Origin of the sequence: Aquibium sp. ELW1220, assembly GCF_030398385.1 — a bacterium.
Classification (GTDB): domain Bacteria; phylum Pseudomonadota; class Alphaproteobacteria; order Rhizobiales; family Rhizobiaceae; genus Aquibium.
Genome location: NZ_JAOAOQ010000008.1, coordinates 1 through 15222 on the forward strand (window position 1 = coordinate 1; position 15222 = coordinate 15222).

Annotated in this window: 18 protein-coding genes; 15 read left to right on the forward strand and 3 right to left on the reverse strand. The window is 63.9% G+C overall.

What is annotated here, in order from left to right; genetic code table 11:
- The coding region (locus N1F91_RS09595) for a hypothetical protein (RefSeq protein WP_354670537.1) at positions 1–401 on the forward strand (401 nt) is incomplete at its 5' end.
- Positions 401–664 (forward strand): hypothetical protein, encoded by a 264-nt coding sequence (locus tag N1F91_RS09600; RefSeq protein ID WP_289991721.1) that lies wholly within the window; start codon positions 401–403, stop codon positions 662–664. The genes N1F91_RS09595 and N1F91_RS09600, both read left to right, overlap by 1 nt.
- A 571-nt stretch (positions 665–1235) precedes the next feature.
- Here N1F91_RS09600 and N1F91_RS09605 read toward each other — a convergent pair.
- Positions 1236–1511, reverse strand: coding sequence for a hypothetical protein (locus tag N1F91_RS09605; protein WP_289991722.1), 276 nt, complete (start codon positions 1509–1511; stop codon positions 1236–1238).
- A 167-nt stretch (positions 1512–1678) separates the two neighbouring features.
- On the opposite strand from N1F91_RS09605, the gene N1F91_RS09610 reads away from it, so the two are divergent.
- The 5 genes from N1F91_RS09610 to N1F91_RS09630 are packed head-to-tail and all read left to right on the forward strand — an operon-like array spanning position 1679 to position 6235.
- Positions 1679–2257, forward strand: coding sequence for a hypothetical protein (locus N1F91_RS09610; protein WP_289991723.1), 579 nt, complete (start codon positions 1679–1681; stop codon positions 2255–2257).
- Positions 2245–2658 carry a phage terminase small subunit P27 family gene (locus N1F91_RS09615; RefSeq protein ID WP_289991724.1) on the forward strand — a complete coding sequence of 138 codons (414 nt, stop codon included), beginning with the start codon at positions 2245–2247 and terminating at the stop codon, positions 2656–2658. Before N1F91_RS09610 ends, N1F91_RS09615 begins: the two co-directional genes overlap by 13 nt.
- Complete coding sequence (locus tag N1F91_RS09620) at positions 2627–4246, forward strand: terminase TerL endonuclease subunit (RefSeq protein ID WP_289991725.1); 1620 nt, start codon at positions 2627–2629, stop codon at positions 4244–4246. The genes N1F91_RS09615 and N1F91_RS09620 overlap by 32 nt, the downstream gene beginning before the upstream one ends.
- Positions 4247–4256: 10 nt before the next feature.
- Entirely contained in the window at positions 4257–4454 is a 198-nt protein-coding gene (locus N1F91_RS09625; RefSeq protein WP_289991726.1) for a hypothetical protein, read from the forward strand.
- On the forward strand, positions 4454–6235 hold the full coding sequence (locus N1F91_RS09630; protein WP_289991727.1) for a phage tail tape measure protein: 1782 nt from the start codon (positions 4454–4456) through the stop codon (positions 6233–6235). The genes N1F91_RS09625 and N1F91_RS09630 overlap by 1 nt, the downstream gene beginning before the upstream one ends.
- 23 nt (positions 6236–6258) lie before the next feature.
- On the opposite strand, the gene N1F91_RS09635 is transcribed toward N1F91_RS09630, so the two are convergent.
- On the reverse strand, positions 6259–7140 hold the full coding sequence (locus N1F91_RS09635; protein ID WP_289991728.1) for an AbiJ-NTD4 domain-containing protein: 882 nt from the start codon (positions 7138–7140) through the stop codon (positions 6259–6261).
- A gap of 471 nt (positions 7141–7611) precedes the next feature.
- Between N1F91_RS09635 and N1F91_RS09640 the strand changes: the two genes are divergently transcribed.
- Complete coding sequence (locus N1F91_RS09640; protein ID WP_289991729.1) at positions 7612–7806, forward strand: hypothetical protein; 195 nt, start codon at positions 7612–7614, stop codon at positions 7804–7806.
- Positions 7807–8393: 587 nt separating this feature from the next.
- On the opposite strand, the gene N1F91_RS09645 is transcribed toward N1F91_RS09640, so the two are convergent.
- Entirely contained in the window at positions 8394–8909 is a 516-nt protein-coding gene (locus tag N1F91_RS09645) for a MarR family transcriptional regulator (RefSeq protein ID WP_289991730.1), read from the reverse strand.
- Positions 8910–9091: 182 nt separating this feature from the next.
- On the opposite strand from N1F91_RS09645, the gene N1F91_RS09650 reads away from it, so the two are divergent.
- Genes N1F91_RS09650 through N1F91_RS09680 form a run of 7 tightly spaced genes read left to right on the forward strand, consistent with a single transcriptional unit; the run spans position 9092 to position 15213 of the window.
- The gene (locus N1F91_RS09650; protein WP_289991731.1) at positions 9092–10117 is read left to right on the forward strand and encodes an ABC transporter substrate-binding protein; all 1026 of its coding nucleotides are present in this window, start codon (positions 9092–9094) and stop codon (positions 10115–10117) included.
- Positions 10118–10165: 48 nt separating this feature from the next.
- Positions 10166–11233, forward strand: a complete 1068-nt coding sequence (locus tag N1F91_RS09655) for an ABC transporter ATP-binding protein (protein ID WP_289991732.1) — start codon at positions 10166–10168, stop codon at positions 11231–11233.
- The gene (locus tag N1F91_RS09660; RefSeq protein WP_187971442.1) at positions 11230–12081 is read left to right on the forward strand and encodes an ABC transporter permease; all 852 of its coding nucleotides are present in this window, start codon (positions 11230–11232) and stop codon (positions 12079–12081) included. The genes N1F91_RS09655 and N1F91_RS09660 overlap by 4 nt, the downstream gene beginning before the upstream one ends.
- Positions 12078–12866, forward strand: a complete 789-nt coding sequence (locus tag N1F91_RS09665) for an ABC transporter permease (protein WP_289991735.1) — start codon at positions 12078–12080, stop codon at positions 12864–12866. The genes N1F91_RS09660 and N1F91_RS09665 overlap by 4 nt, the downstream gene beginning before the upstream one ends.
- A 13-nt stretch (positions 12867–12879) precedes the next feature.
- Positions 12880–13701, forward strand: coding sequence for a polysaccharide deacetylase (locus N1F91_RS09670; protein ID WP_289991738.1), 822 nt, complete (start codon positions 12880–12882; stop codon positions 13699–13701).
- Entirely contained in the window at positions 13698–14447 is a 750-nt protein-coding gene (locus N1F91_RS09675; RefSeq protein ID WP_289991739.1) for an SDR family NAD(P)-dependent oxidoreductase, read from the forward strand. Before N1F91_RS09670 ends, N1F91_RS09675 begins: the two co-directional genes overlap by 4 nt.
- Before the next feature lie 10 nt (positions 14448–14457).
- Positions 14458–15213 carry an SDR family NAD(P)-dependent oxidoreductase gene (locus N1F91_RS09680; RefSeq protein ID WP_289991740.1) on the forward strand — a complete coding sequence of 252 codons (756 nt, stop codon included), beginning with the start codon at positions 14458–14460 and terminating at the stop codon, positions 15211–15213.
- Positions 15214–15222 lie beyond the last annotated feature (9 nt).

Genomic DNA, 15222 nt, shown 5'->3' on the forward strand with positions numbered 1-15222 from the left:
ATATTACCATTCGTCCGGTCATTGCGCCGGGCACTTACAACAATGCCGGGACGACTCCGTGGGTCGGCGCCATCATCGACCGGCTCGGCTATGACTCGCTGACCTATGCCATTGCTACCGGCACGCTGTCGGACGCGGACGCGACCTATACTGTGCTTCTGGAGGAGTCGAACGACTCCGGCATGTCGGGCGCTACTGCCGTTGCGGATGCCGACCTTATCGGTACGGAAGCCGCAGCCGGCTTCACGTTTGCCGACGATGGCGAGACCCGGAAGCTGGGCTACGTGGGCAACGCGCGTTATACGCGCCTGACCATTACGCCCGCCGCTGCGAACTCGGGAGATAGCCCCATTGCGGCCATGGCTATCCTTGGTCGTCCGCACAGCGCTCCGGTGACCTGATGCCGACCGAGATCCTTGCGACTGCCGCCACGGCAGACGATTCCGCGGATGTCGTTGTGGCTGACGGTGATTCCCTGACTGTGGCGCTTAAGGGCCTGACGGACGACACCGCCCGCGTGCTCGTTCTGCTCAAGGATGACGCAGGCGCATACAACGGCGTGACCGAACTTACCGCGTACGACAAGGCAAAGGTGCTAGCCGCGCCGGGAACCTATCGGTTCACGCGCGTTGCGGGCGGCACCTGCGGCGTCTTCAGCGGCTAGCCCACACACTTCGGCGGCACAACCACGAGGGCAACTCCTGCCGCAAGCGGCGGGACAACGGGCCTGTCCAGCAACAGATAGTCACCTCCGGGCCGCCAAGCAGTCTTTCCGGACAAGGTGACAAGGCTCAGACACCAGCCGTTTTTCATGGGCGGCCAAGGGTCGGCAGCGGCTCGTCAGTAATGGCGGGCCGCTATCACACAAGGAGGGCACTATGGCCAACCGCATATGCCCCTGCGGCCATAGCGTGCCTAAGGGCGCTAAATGCCCTTGCCAAGTTCGCAACGGCAAGGCGCGCCAGAAGACCAACGACGAGGCCCGCGGCAGCGCCGCTGAGCGTGGCTATGATGCGCGCTGGCACAAGGAGAGCCGCGCGTACCTGAAGGCGCTAGGCGCCCCCTTGTGCGCGTGCGGATGCGGTCGGCCTGCGGACATGGTTGACCACGTCGTGGCGCCTAAGGGCGACATGCAGCTATTCTGGGATAGGTCCAACTGGCAGCCGTTCAATGGGCTGTGCAATCGGCGGAAGGCAATCAAGAGCGAGGGCGCGTTTGCGCGTTAGGGTGGCGGCTTAGCTCTTCATGTTAGCGATCTTTTCGGCTCTGACGAAGAACAGGCTGCTTGTATTCAGTATGATTTCTTCGCGCGGCATGTTTCTCTCAACCGATGTGGCAAGCAATTCTTCGAACTCGTGCTTAGAGAAGTCAGGCCCTAAGAACTTAACCAAATTACCATCAACAGCCGCCACTTCATACACTCGTTCTGACTCGTACGTAGACCATTTCCCTTCGTAGTTGTCGCCGGTCTCAAGCGTAATTACTTTGTATTCACTCCCAATCTCAAACACCGAATATCTCCCGCCAGATTCAAAGGGCTAAGCGCGTCAGCAGAATGCGTTTGCCTCCACCTTTGCCACCCTCGCACAACCGGGGGGTGGTCGGCAACTTCCTGCCGTCTGGCTCGCACCACGCGCCCCCACAATTCGCAATTCACCAATAATAGGAATTTGAACCTATGGCCATTGTCGTAGTTACCGCACCGGCAGTTGAGCCGGTGACGTTGAACGATCTTAAGCAGCACGTGCGCGCGACGGACTTTACTGACGACGACGAAATCCTGACCGCAAAGGGGATTTCCGCGCGCCAGCACGTGGAGCGCTTCATTGGGAAGCCGCTAATCTCAACGACCTTCGAACTCGTCTATGACGCGTTCCCGGCTGGCGAAATCACGCTGCCGAAGGGGCCGCTGCAGAGCGTTACAAGCGTCAAATACCTGGACGCCACGACGGGCCTTGAGGCCACGATGCCGTCGGATGACTATGCGGTCGACACGGCGTCCGATCCGGGCCGAATTAAGCCGGGCGTTAGCGGCTGGCCCGACACTGCCGATACCGTCAACGCGGTCCGTATCCGCTTTGTGGCCGGTTATGGCGACGCGCCTAGCGACGTGCCGGAGCCCTTGCGAGAAGCCGTCCTGCAGCTTGCCGCGCAACTGTACCAGCACCGCGCGGCTGCGTTGGTCGGCGAGTCGGCGGCGTCCATTCCGTTTGGCGTCGGCGACATGCTCGGCGAATATCGCGAGTGGTCGTTCTGATGCGTGGCCGCAAGCCTGCGATAACGGCGCTCGACGGGGCGTTGTCGACCTCGCCGGCCGCACCGAAGTGGCTGCCGCCGCACGCCCGCACTGAGTGGCGCCGCGTGGTGCCGCAGCTAGTGGCCGACCGGAAGATCGCCGCGCACGAGCTTGCAACGGTGGAGTCCTACTGCCTTGCGGTCGCAACCATGCGATCGGCTGAGGAAGCCGTGCGCAAGCATGGCCTGACCTACGAGTCGGACAGCGGCCCCAAGCGGCGGCCGGAGACAACCATCCTTAAAGAAAACCTCGAAGCCGCGCGCCGGCTTGCCGCCGAGCTTGGGCTTACGCCCGCCTCGCGGACGAAGAACAAGGGGGGCGCGCCGGGCAATGACGACGACGACGCCCTTGGCGATATCTAGCCACCTCGCGTGGATCTTCGATAACAGCGAAATTCCCGACCCGCATGGCAAAGGCGAGCGCGCCATCCGCTTTATCAAGGCGCTAAGGCATCCGAAATCCACCCTCCCCGGCCGCGCTTTTCAGCTTGATCGCTGGCAAGAGCGGATCGTCCGCCGCGTCTACGGCGACACCCTGCCCGACGGCACGCGGCGCATCAAAACGGTCTTCGCGCTTATCCCTCGCGGCAACCGCAAGACCACGCTCGGCGCCGCACTTGAACTCATGCATCTTGGCCCGGAGCGGATCCCGCGTTCGCAGGTGGTCGGCGCCGCGGTCGATCGCGACCAGGCGCGAATTGCGCTGGAGGAGATGGTCGGGATTATCGGCGCGCATCCTCGCACTGCCGAAGCGTTCCAAATCCAGGACACGAAGAACCGCATCACCCACAAGCGCAGCGGCGCGTTCTATCGCGCTATGTCGGCGGACGCGGCAACGGCGCACGGGCGTACACCTGTGTTCGCCCTCGTGGATGAATTGCACGCCTGGAAGAAGCGCGACCTATGGGACGCGCTAAAGACCGGCCTTGTGAAGACGGCGGGCAGCCTGCTTGTCGTGACGACAACGGCAGGCGTCGGGCGCGAAAACATTGCGTATGACATGTACGCTTACGCGAAGCAGGTGGCGACTGGCGCCATTCACGACGACGCGTTCCTGCCTATCCTGTTTGAAGCCGACCCCGAAGACGACTGGCGCGACGAGGCGGTTTGGCACCGGGTAAATCCCGGCTTGTCGTGCGACCCGCCCTATCCGGACATTGTCGGCTTGCGGCAGCTAGTGCGGGAAGCCGAGCACCGGCCGGCCGATCGCGAGATGTTCCGGCAGTTGAACCTCAACGTTTGGCTGGACGGCGCGGCTAATCCGGAGTGGGATCTTGCGATTTGGGACCAGAACGGCGACGCATGCGAGCTTGCCGCGCTTAAGGGCAAGCGCGCTTGGCTGGCGGTTGACCTATCGAAGCGCATCGACTTGGCAGCCGTTGCCGCAGCGATAGAACTGGACGACGGGCGCTATGCCCTGCACGTGCGCGGCTTTGCGCCGGAAGCGCAACTGCGCAAGCGCGCTGACAACGATGGCGCGCCGTATGCGCTATGGCGCGACCAGGGGCACCTCACGGCCTGCCCCGGCGACATCGTCGACCGCGGGGTCATCGAGGACCACATCCGCGAATTGTGCGACATCCTTGACGTGCGCGAAGTGGCGTTCGACCCGTACATGGCCCGCGAAATTATCGAGAACCTGGAAACGGACGGCATCCCTTGTGCCGCCTTCTCGCAGACGCTGGCGAACTACGCGAAGCCGGTGGACGACTTTGAAGACCTGATGATGACGCGCCGGCTTTGCCACGGCGGCAACCCGCTCCTGCGCTGGGCGGTTGGCAATGTTGTGATGATGGCTGACCAGTCCGGCAATCGTCGACCGAACAAGGCGCGGGCCGCCGACCGTATCGACCCGGCCGTGGCCGCGATCATGGCTTGCGGTCGTGCCGTCGCCAGCGCGAGCGGACGCTCGATTTATGACACCGCGTCCGACGACGCTTTCTTTTTCTAGGGGATACCCAATGAACGACGAACTCTCTGTCTCCGAAGCCGCGACGGCAGCCGTTGCCGAGGCAATGATCCGCAACGGGCACGCGGTCGAGCACGTCGCCGCGGCTATGGCTATGCAAGGGATAGCTATGTTGCGCGTGCTGGACGGCGCGGCTGCGACGGCTGCCACGCTGCGCAGCCTTGCCGCACATATGGAAGGCGCGCGCTAATGGCCCAGGAAATCCAAAAGCTCGTGGTCGCACTTGAAGCACGCACGGCGTCATTCGAGAAGGCACTCAAGCGTGCGACCGGCGCGACGAATCGGCAGGCGAAAGCCATTGAGACGCGGTTCGAAGCGGCCAACAAAAAGGTCGCAGGCATTTTCAAGAATTTCGGCGCCGGTCTCGTCGGTGGCATCGCGGCGGGCGGAATTGCCGGCATCGTCACGCGATTCGCGGAAGTCGCGCGGAGCGTCGCAACGATCGGCGACGAGGCCAAGCGGGCGGGCGTGTCGGTCGAGGCGTTCCAGGGTCTGAAATTCGTAGCTGAGCAGAACCGGATCGGCATCGACGCCATGGTCGATGGCTTGAAAGAACTGAATCTGAGGGCGGATGAGTTCGTGCAGACGGGAAGCGGACCGGCTGCGGAGGCTTTCCAGCGCCTGGGCTATGGCGCCGAGGAACTTCAACGCAAGTTGAAGGATCCGTCCGAACTGCTGCTTGAGATTATCGGCCGGCTCGGCTCGTTCGACAAGGCGGCGCAGATACGCATTGGCGACGAGATTTTCGGCGGCTCTGCTGGCGAGCGTTTCGTCGAACTCATTGCCCAAGGCGAGGACGGGCTTCGCGCGACGATCGACCGGGCACACGAACTCGGCACAGTCATGGATGCCGAGCTAATCGACAAGGCCGCCGAACTCGATCGGCGCTTTAACGAGGTTGCGACCACAATCGGCACGGCCTTGAAAACTGCCATCGTCGAAGCTGCAACCGCGCTAGAGGACTTCATCAACGCCTTCAGCGGCGCGCTGGCGGACCTCGACAAGCGGCGCCAGGCGGTCGACCTTGGCGAGCAGTTTGGCGCGCTGGCGGGCACTACGGGGGGCGGCAGCTTCCCTCGCACGACGACAACCGCGAAGACCGACCGCTTGCCGCCGGCAACGTTCGTGCCGCCTGTGGCGCCCGCCGGCGGCTTTGGCGCGATTAAGGCGGGCGGCGGGACAAAGCGCGACGCAAGCGCATCCGCAGCCCTACGCGAGGCCGAAGCCGTCCGCGAGCTTATCGCGGAGCTTGAGGCCGAGCTTGCGCTAGTCGGCGCGACGGATTTAGCGCGGGAGGTGGCAACAACCCTCCGGCAGGCCGGCGCCGCTGCCACGGCCGAACAGCAGGCGCAGATTGTGGCGCTGGTCACGGCGCTGGAAGCGGAGGCCACGGCCACACGCAACGCCACGGCGGCGGCAGAGGAGCTTCGCGGCATTGGCCGCGACGTGCTCGGCGGCATGATTTCCGACCTGCGCAGCGGGGCGTCGGCTGCCGAGGTGCTGCAGAACGCGCTTAGCAAAGTGGCCGACCGGCTCATCGATATCGCGCTCAACAGCATCTTTGACGGCGGCGGCTTCAACATCCTTTCCATCTTCGGATTGAAGGACGGCGGCGGCGTGCAGCGGCTGGCAAGCGGCGGGCCGGTACGCGGACCAGGCGGGCCGCGTGGCGACAAGATTCCGGCGATGCTGAGCGACGGCGAGTTCGTCACCAACGCCCGCGCGACGTCCAAGCATCGCGGGTTGCTGGAGGCAATCAACAACGACCGCATAGGCAGCTTCCAGGCGCCCGCCATTCCGGCGCAGAGCGGCGGCGGCACAATGCGGCACGTGGTCGAGGTAACGGGCGTGTTCGTGGACGATGGCGGCGTGGTGAAGGGTATCGCGACGCAACAGTCACGCGCGGCAGTCACACAAGGGCTTGCCGGGTACGACCGCGCAAAGCAGCGGCAGCAACTGACGAATGGGTGATTACGGAGGCGCGGCGTAGACTATCAGGGCTTATCAGCTTGAAGCAGACCCGCTTCCTGACCCTTACGAATAAGAAAACTGACAAACGATGCACAAGCACCAAGCATGAACAGAGCATCTGCTTCGTCCACTTCTGCATCCGACTTGTCTAGAAGCGCGTGACGGATCCCTTCTTTGTCACTCGTGTACCCATAAAGTGAGGCGAACGCGCTACGCATAGCTCCATGAAGTTTCCCCGATTTCTCAATGCGGGCCAAGGCCGGACCGAGTTCTTTCGCTGACGGTTCCAAGCGTTTCGCGACCGATTCGACAGCGTGAATGCTCTCGCGAACACTGTCCGCCCACTTACCTTCGGTGCAGAATGCACTGGCGCGCTTCAGGTGCTCCCGTGCACCTGGAGTGGGGCCTGACAGAACTAAGGCGTCGGCTATTGCTTGTCCTTCTTGGGGGGAGGCGATCGGTACGAATGTTCGCTCCATAAGCCGGTAAGAAGCACGTGTACTTTCTAGTACGCGCGCTATATCTCTCGGAAAGTGATCAGGACATTTCGGATGTCTGACAAAAAATTGAAGTGTACCAAAAAACTCTATGTATTCACCCTCGAATATAATCTCTTTCAGATGATCGATCACACCGCGAGACGATCTGTCAAATTCGTCGATCGGTCGGTGCGATTTTTCAACATGAAAATCTTCCAGTATTATCTCCCATGCCTTCGTTACAACGGGTTTTCTCTGCAGGAGGGTATCAAGATATTTGAATTCAAGGCTTCTGTAGATCAACGCGTACATCTTTCCGCGAAGCTCTGAAGATAGCTCCTTTAGCTGAAGCTGGCGCGGAAGCGAAGCGGCTCCCTCTGCCTGCTCAAATGTGAGATGTACTCTACGCTTAAATTCGTCATCCATGTTTCTCTCGCGGATGGTCGGATACTTGAGTCAAGCTCGGCTACGTTGTCCCACGACATCAACCGGTTGTCCACTTGACCTGGCGAGGCATTTGTTCCTATTTTGTTCGCATGCCCCGCCGACGTCGCCCCGAAGCCCTCTCCCCTGCCGAAGCCGCCGAGTTAATCCGGCGCGCTTTGCACCTTCGGGATTCGATCATTCATGGGCTGGCGAGCATAAGCCCCTATGCGGCGCACTACCATGCGCTAGCGGAAGCCCGTGAATCGCTGGACAATGCACTCGCGGCCATTTCAGGCCAAGAGCTAGACTACCGTCTTCCCAACCTGGGCATCCGTCTTGACTAAATGTTTTCGCACAAAGCATTGCACGTATTGTGCGAAAACAACTACAGTAAAAACCACTTGCCGCCCAAACTACACTATGCGTATATTGTTCCCGTAGCCGCATCGGGCGGCGTTGAGGGGAATGAATATGAACATGCATGTTTCTTCGACCGCGGTTGCGGCGCCCGCTTTCGTGGCGCCAATCGCGCTTGGCGCCCAGGTCGAGGCGGACGGCCTGATCTATGACGTCGTCGGCCGGAACGAGATGAACGGCGACCTGCTCGTCCGCTTCGGCGCCGAGCACTATTGGGCGCCGGCCGATGCCTTCAAGGTGGTGGCGTGATTCACTAAGCGCGGCCAGCCGGCAGGCGGAAACCAAGCGTCGACCGCCGCGCGGCCCGTCATCCGAAAGGGTGGCGGGCCTTCTGGTACGACATTCGGTACAACATAAGCCGCGGAATTCGGGGGTTTAGGGCCGATCCGTCCAGTCCATCATGGGCGCGACGGCGAACACCTTGTTCGCGTAAACCCCGCTTCCGGTCCATATGTCCTGATTTTTCAACGTCGTGATGCTGCCCGTTTCGTCGATGGGGATCTGTCGCACCGATGGGAACCAAAAACGGCCCGCCAAACAGCGAAGGGGATGGCAACCCGATATACCGCGCAAATCCGGAAAAAGCGAGACGGACGGATCGTCCACACCGAGGCGAGGACATCGAACGCGAGCGGGCTGCAGAAGCCGGATTCCGGCGGAGAGAAATCGAGCCTTGCGAACCGGGCGTGGTCGAGCGGTCGAAAACGCCCGACATCACCTTGTCGCAGGCTATGGTCCGGCAAATTGCCTGGTCCGCGCAAGACGATCGGCCGGACGAAGGAGCAGGGCCTGAGTCCCGCCACGCAATACGGCTTCGCGTCGATGGAGTGAGCTTCTCAACGCTCGGTCGCCGCTATCATCAGCGAAAGTGCACGGGCCACGGTCTCCTGAAGTTCGGGCGAAAAGCAGTTCACAAGATCACGCTCCATGGCGGCGTGATCTGCCATGCTGGCGTCGGCCACCGCGATGCCCTTTTCGGTCAACTCGACGATCACGCCGCGTCCGTCGCGCTTGTCGGCCATGCGCGTGATATAGCCGTCCGACTCCATGCGGCGCAGCAGATTGGAGAGGCCTCCGGACGTGACCAGCAGCGACGACAGCAGTTCCGTCGGCGACATGCGGTAGGGCGCGCCGGACACGCGGATCGTCGCCAGGACGGCGTAGACCGGATACTTCACGCCATGCCGGGCGAGCACCTTGTCCACGGCGCGCATGATGATGTCGTTGAGATGCAGGATGCGGCCGACGACGGCCTTGCCGCTGCCGTCGATGTCCGGCCGTTCGCGACGCCAGGCCGCCATGCCGCGACCGACCCGATCCAGTTCCCAATACCTCAGGGGTGTTTCGTCCAATGCTTCCATGTCCCGACCGTTGCGTTCACCGTCTAGTCCGGCGGGGAGCCGCGGACAAGGTGACGGGTAAGGAAGTTTACCTTTCATATTTCTTTCTTGAAAGGTAATTCGCCCGATGGTAGCGTGATCCCCGTTGGCGTCCTTCAGAGATGCCCGGGGCCTTCGGAAATGGGAGAAAGTCAATGAAATCTCGTATCAAGCTGCTCACCGCCGCCACCATGCTGGCCGGCGTCGCCGTTTCGTCCGCCTCGGCGCAGGAGCTCGTGCTCGGCGAGTTCGGCGGCTCCTTCGCCGACAACGTGAAGGCCTGCTATATCGACGTCTTCGAGAAGGAGACCGGCGCCACCGTCGTGACCAAGCTCGCCAACTCGGCGCAGCAGGCTGCCGCGATCCGCGCCACCGCCGGACAGTCCGACATGGACGTGGTCTTCGCCGACGACGCCTTCGCCGTCCAGATGGCGAACGAGGGCCTGCTGGTCACGCTCGACCGCGCCAAGCTCGGCAACGCGCCGGAAATCATCGACGGCGCCTGGGGCAAGGACGACGCCTATGTCGCGGCCATGCTCGGCTCGACGACCATCATCTACAACAAGGACAAGATCACCACGCCGCCGACCTCCTGGAACGATCTCTTCGACGAGGCCTACAAGGGGCGGGTGACCATCGGCGACATCTCCGGCACCACCGGCTGGCAGTTCCTCGCCGCGGTGAACAAGATGGCGGGCGGCTCGCTCGACGATATCACGCCCGGCATCGAGAAGATCAAGCCGCTGGCAAAGGATGCGGTGCTCCTCTACACCCAGGCAGACCAGGTGGTCTCGCTGTTCGAGCGCGGCGAGATCGACATCGCGGTGTGGTATCCGGACCGCGCCGGCGTGCAGATCGGCAACGGTCTTCCGCTCGCCGTCGCCTATCCCAAGGAAGGCGCGGTCGGCATCCGTCCGTCCATCATGATCCCCAAGGGGACCGAGCAGGAAGATCTCGCGCTCAAATTCATCGACACGGTCCTCGACGCCGAGAACCAGAAGTGCTTTTCGGAGCGCCAGTTCATCGGCTCGGTGAACAAGAACGTCAGCCTGTCCGATGCCGTATCGGCCGTGGTACCGACGGGCGAGGCGCTGAACGACATGATGTTCCTCGATCCGAGCGAGATGGCGACGAAGCTGCCCGAATGGACGCGGCGCTGGCAGCGTGAAGTCCTGCGCTGATCAAGAACCGGGTATCCGGGAGGAACCCACGGCTTCGATTGGGGCACGATGAGCAACCTTACCCTGGACCATGTGGTCAAGCGCTACAGCAGCGTGACCGTCGTGAAGGACGTGTCGCTCGCGATCGACGAGGGCGAGTTCGTTTCGCTGCTCGGGCCGTCGGGATGCGGCAAGACGACGATCCTGCGCATGGTGGCAGGGCTCATCGACCCGAGCGGCGGCACGATCCGCATCGGCGACCGGGACGTGACCCGGTTGCCGCCCAACAAGCGCAACATCGGCCTGGTCTTCCAGTCCTATGCGCTGTTCCCGCATCTCACCGTCCATGAGAACGTCGCCTTCGGCCTGCGCCGCAAGGGGCAGTCCGGTGCCGCACTCGACGCGCGCGTCGGCGAGGCGCTGGCCATGGTGCGGCTTGCCGGCTACGGCGAGCGCTATCCGCGCCAGCTCTCCGGCGGGCAGCAGCAGCGCGTCGCCATGGCGCGTGCGATCGCCCCGCGTCCGAACGTCCTGCTCTTCGACGAGCCGCTGTCCAACCTCGACGCCAAGCTTCGCGACGAGATGCAGATCGAACTGAAGCGCCTGCAGCGCGAATTGGGCATCACCACCCTCTTCGTCACCCACGACCAGGCCGAGGCGCTCAGCCTGTCCGACCGCGTCTGCGTGATGCAGGACGGCGTGATCCAGCAGTTCGCCGAGCCCGAGACGATCTACCGACGTCCGGCGACGGCCTTCGTCGCGAGCTTCATCGGCAAGCCCAACCGGCTCGCCGGCACCATCCGCGGCGGGCGCGTGGCGCTGGACGAGCAACTCGAACTGCGTTCGGAAAGCGACCTGAGCGGCGACGGCAGGCCGGTCGAGGTCTTCATCCGCCAGGAGGCGATCAGCCTGGCGGCGAGCGGCGACGAGAGCGTCAACCGGATTGCGGGGACGGTGGCGCTGCGATCCTTCTCCGGTCCCCAGGTCAAGTATGTCGTGCGGATCGGCAGCGACCAGGAACTCGTGGTCGAAGCCCCTTCCTCGGGGCCGGCCGGCGACCTCGCCCCGGGGCAGCCGGTGATGCTGGAGGTGCACCCGCAGGACGTGCTGGTGCTGTCGCGGGAGACCGCGCCATGAGATCGTGGCGGACGGGCGTGCTGCTGTTCTCGCCGCTGCTCCTGGTGCTCGCAGGCGCCTTCATCGTCCCGCTGATCCTGCTCGCGCCGACCAGTTTCCGCGAATACCAGCCGGGAATGGGCATCGTCGCCGGGTCGTTCACGCTGCAGAACTACGTCCGCATCGTCGCCGACGATTATTATCGCGAGGTCGTGCTGCGCACCCTGGGGCTGGGCGTCGGCGTGACCGTCGCCTGCCTGCTGCTCGGCTATCCGGTCGCCTACCTCATCGTGCGCGGCCGGCCTGGCTGGCGGCTGCCACTGACGCTGCTCGTCATCTTCCCGCTGATGCTGAACCTCGTGGTTCGCTCCTTCGGCTGGATCGTGCTGCTCACCAACCGGGGCGTGGTGAACAACCTCCTGATCGACGTCGGCCTGATCGAGGCGCCGCTGAAGCTGATGTTCAACGTGACCGGGGTGACGATCGGGCTCACCCACATCTACCTTCCGTTCATGGTCCTGATGCTCGTCGCGGCGCTGCAGAACGTGCCCCGCGACCTGGAGGCCGCAGCCGCCACGCTGGGCTCGAGCCGGTTCCATGTCTTCCGGGCCGTGACCCTGCCCCTGACGGCGCCCGGCATCATCGCCGGATCGATCCTGGTGTTCGTGCTCACCATCAGCGCGCTGGTGACGCCGCGGATGCTCGGCGGGCCGACCTACCAGGTGATGGCGACGCTCATCTATGACGAGTACATGCAACTGCTCGACTGGCCGAGCGGCTCGGCGCTGTCCTTCGCGCTCGCTTTGGCGACGCTCCTCATCATCTGGATCTCGAGCCGCATGACCAAGCGCTGGGCGGGCCTGGCATGAACGACCAGCGCCCCACGCTCCCCGTCACGACGATCGCACTCCTGGTGGTCGTGTTCCTGCAGATTCCGGTCATCGTGGTCGTGCTGGCCTCCTTCAGCGAAACCTCCTACCTGACGATCCCGCCGCAGGGCCTCACGTTGAAATGGTTCGAGGCGGTGCTCACCGACAGCGCCTATCTCGGCGCTATCCGCAACAGCCTCGTTCTGGCGATCGGCGCGACGACGATCTCGATGGTGCTCGGCGTTGCCGCGTCCTATGCCCTGTTCCGCAAGATGCTGCCGGGCTCGGAAGCGCTCACCTCGCTGCTCATGTCGCCGCTGATCATCCCTTCGGTCGTCATCGGCGTGGCGCTGCTGCAGTACTTCACGCTGGTGGGGCTGCGCGGCGGCTTCGTGGTGCTGCTGCTTGCCCATGTCGTGATCACGGTGCCCTATATCGTGCGCTCGGCGCTGGCGAGCCTGTCGGGCATCGACCTCTCCGTCGAGGAAGCGGCGCGCTGCCTGGGAGCGGACGGCTTCACCGCCTTCCGGCTGGTGACGCTGCCGCTGATCAAGCCCGGCCTGGTGGCGGGCGCCCTGTTCTCCTTCGTCACCTCGATGGAGAACGTGCCGGTGACGATCTTCCTCGCCGGGCCGCGGCAGACCACGCTGCCGATCCTCATCTTCACCTCGGTGGAGATGGGCGTTGATCCGAGCGTCGCCGCAGTCTCGACCCTTCTCATCATCGCGACCGTCCTGGTGCTCTTCTTCGCCGAGCGATGGACCGGCTTCCACCGCTTCGTCTGATCGGACCATCGTCATGCATCTCACCAGCCGGGGCTTTCCCCTCTTCCTGACCTTCGATCTCGATGCCGAGACGATGTGGACAGCGCGGGACCCCTCCTATGCGAACCGCCCCGTCCTGATGTCCCAGGGCGCCTATGGCTGGAAAGTCGGCACCGATCGCATCCTGAAGCTGCTGGCGCGCTACGGGCTGAAGACGACCTTCTTCATCCCCGGCCTGATCATCGACCAGCGCCCGGACCTGATGGAGCGCATTCTGGAGGGCGGCCACGAGATCGCCCACCACAGCTACACGCATTCCTGGATCCTCAACCTCACGCCCGAACAGGAGCGCGAGGAGATGCAGAAGGGGTACGACGCGATCAAGCGCGTCGCGGGCCATCCACCGCGCGGCTGGCGTTCGCCCGCGGCCGAGATCAGTCCGATCACCATGCCGATGCTGGTCGAGTACGGCTTCGACTATTCCTCCAATTTCTTCGACGACGACTCGCCCTATCTCCACATGGTCGAGGGCCGGAAGACGAAGATCGTGGAACTGCCGTTCCGCTGGGTGCTCGATGACGCGCCCTTCTTCCAGTACTCGATCGTCCTGCCGGGCCGCACGATGCAGGCGCCGTCGGCGCTGTCGGAGGCCTGGACCGCCGAATTCGACGTGCTCTACGCGGAAAAGCGCATGATGATGGTCGGCATGCATCCGCAGATCATCGGCCAGCCGTCACGCATCGGCGTTCTGGAACGGCTGATCGAACATGCGCTGAAGCATGGCGACGTCTGGATCGGCCGCTGCGACGAAATGGTCGAGGCGATGCGTCCAGGCCTCGAAAAGGCAGCCGCATGAGCGGCGACTTCACCGGCCGACGAATTCTCGTGACGGGTGGCGCCCGTGGCATCGGGCGCGCGAGCGTGGAGCGTTTCCTGGCGGGTGGTGCACGGGTCGCCTGCCTCGATCGCGACGAAGCGGCGCTCGCAGCACTGGCCCCGCGGGACGAACTCCGATGCATCGTGGCGGATCTGACCGATGCCGGCGGTGTCCGCCGCGCCGTGGACGATTCAGCCGATGCTCTCGGAGGGCTCGACGGCATCGTCAATTCGGCCGGCATCGATCTCGAATGCCCGATCGAGGCCATGGAAGACGAGCAATGGCAGCGGCTGATGGCCGTCAACCTGACGGGGCCGATGCTGGTCTGCCGCCAGGCCGTCCGGCATCTGCGCGCGGCGGGACATGGATCGATCGTCAACGTGTCGTCGGGCGCGGGCCTGCAGCCGCTGCGGCATCGCACCGCCTACGGTGCTTCCAAGGCCGGCCTTCAGATGTTTTCCAAGGCGCTCGCCATCGAAGCAGCGGATTACGGGGTTCGCGTCAACATCGTGTGCCCAGGCGCCGTCGACACGGAGCTGTTTCGCGGTTCGCTGCCATCGAGCGATCCGGAGCTCGCGCTGCAGGCAGTACGGGACCGATATGCGCTGGCGCGCATTGCGGATCCCGACGAGATCGCCGCCGTGATCGCCTTCCTGACCAGTCGCGACGCGTCCTACATCACCGGGACGACGATCGCGGTGGATGGCGGCCGGACCTTCCACTGAGGACCTCGGGATGATCGCCGCCCAACGCTTCAGGGACCGTGTCGTGATCGTCAGTGGCGGCGGCGCAGGCATCGGCGCGGCCATCGCCAGGCGCTTCCTGGCCGAGGGCGCCCGCGTCGGCGTTCTCGACCTCGCAACCGCGGGGCTGACCGCCGACACGGGCGCAGCGGAGGCGGAAAGACTGTTCGCGATCGACGGCGACTGTACCGACGGCGAGGTGCTCGAAAGCTACCATGCCCGGACCGTGGCGCGGTTCGGACGGGTGGATATCCTGGTCAACAATGTCGGGCAGAGCGGGCGCGAACGCTCGGCACCGTTCCACGCATCGAGCGAAGAGGTCTGGCGCTTCGTCATGGAAGTGTCCCTGTTCAGCGCCATGCGGCTGTCGCGCCTCGTCGTCGGCGACATGCGCGCGCATGGCGGGCGCATCGTCAACATGGCGAGTGACGCGGCCTTCGCGGGCGATGCCGGGCTCGCCGACTATGCGGCCGCCAAGATGGGAATCGTCGGCTTCACGCGCTCGCTCGCACGCGAACTCGCGCCGCATGGCGTGACCGTCAACGCCGTCGCGCCGGGTGCGATCCGCACCCGCGCGCACGACCTCGTGCCGGCCGCCGTCATCGACAGGATCAAGGCGGCCACGCCAGCGGGCTTCGTCGGCGAACCCGAGGACGTTGCCGCCGCCGTAGCCTTCCTTGCCAGCGACGAGGCGCGCTTCATCACGGGCCAGAGCCTGCTGATCGATGGCGGCCGGTGGATGATCTGAGAGCGACGA

Coding starts and splice junctions, on each gene's coding strand:
- N1F91_RS09600 (WP_289991721.1), top strand. CDS start 401: ATGCCGACCGAGATCCTTGCGACTGCCGCCACGGCAGACGATTCCGCG.
- N1F91_RS09610 (WP_289991723.1), top strand. CDS start 1,679: ATGGCCATTGTCGTAGTTACCGCACCGGCAGTTGAGCCGGTGACGTTG.
- N1F91_RS09620 (WP_289991725.1), top strand. CDS start 2,627: ATGACGACGACGACGCCCTTGGCGATATCTAGCCACCTCGCGTGGATC.
- N1F91_RS09625 (WP_289991726.1), top strand. CDS start 4,257: ATGAACGACGAACTCTCTGTCTCCGAAGCCGCGACGGCAGCCGTTGCC.
- N1F91_RS09630 (WP_289991727.1), top strand. CDS start 4,454: ATGGCCCAGGAAATCCAAAAGCTCGTGGTCGCACTTGAAGCACGCACG.
- N1F91_RS09635 (WP_289991728.1), bottom strand. CDS start 7,140: ATGGATGACGAATTTAAGCGTAGAGTACATCTCACATTTGAGCAGGCA.
- N1F91_RS09640 (WP_289991729.1), top strand. CDS start 7,612: ATGAACATGCATGTTTCTTCGACCGCGGTTGCGGCGCCCGCTTTCGTG.
- N1F91_RS09650 (WP_289991731.1), top strand. CDS start 9,092: ATGAAATCTCGTATCAAGCTGCTCACCGCCGCCACCATGCTGGCCGGC.
- N1F91_RS09655 (WP_289991732.1), top strand. CDS start 10,166: ATGAGCAACCTTACCCTGGACCATGTGGTCAAGCGCTACAGCAGCGTG.
- N1F91_RS09660 (WP_187971442.1), top strand. CDS start 11,230: ATGAGATCGTGGCGGACGGGCGTGCTGCTGTTCTCGCCGCTGCTCCTG.
- N1F91_RS09665 (WP_289991735.1), top strand. CDS start 12,078: ATGAACGACCAGCGCCCCACGCTCCCCGTCACGACGATCGCACTCCTG.
- N1F91_RS09670 (WP_289991738.1), top strand. CDS start 12,880: ATGCATCTCACCAGCCGGGGCTTTCCCCTCTTCCTGACCTTCGATCTC.
- N1F91_RS09675 (WP_289991739.1), top strand. CDS start 13,698: ATGAGCGGCGACTTCACCGGCCGACGAATTCTCGTGACGGGTGGCGCC.
- N1F91_RS09680 (WP_289991740.1), top strand. CDS start 14,458: ATGATCGCCGCCCAACGCTTCAGGGACCGTGTCGTGATCGTCAGTGGC.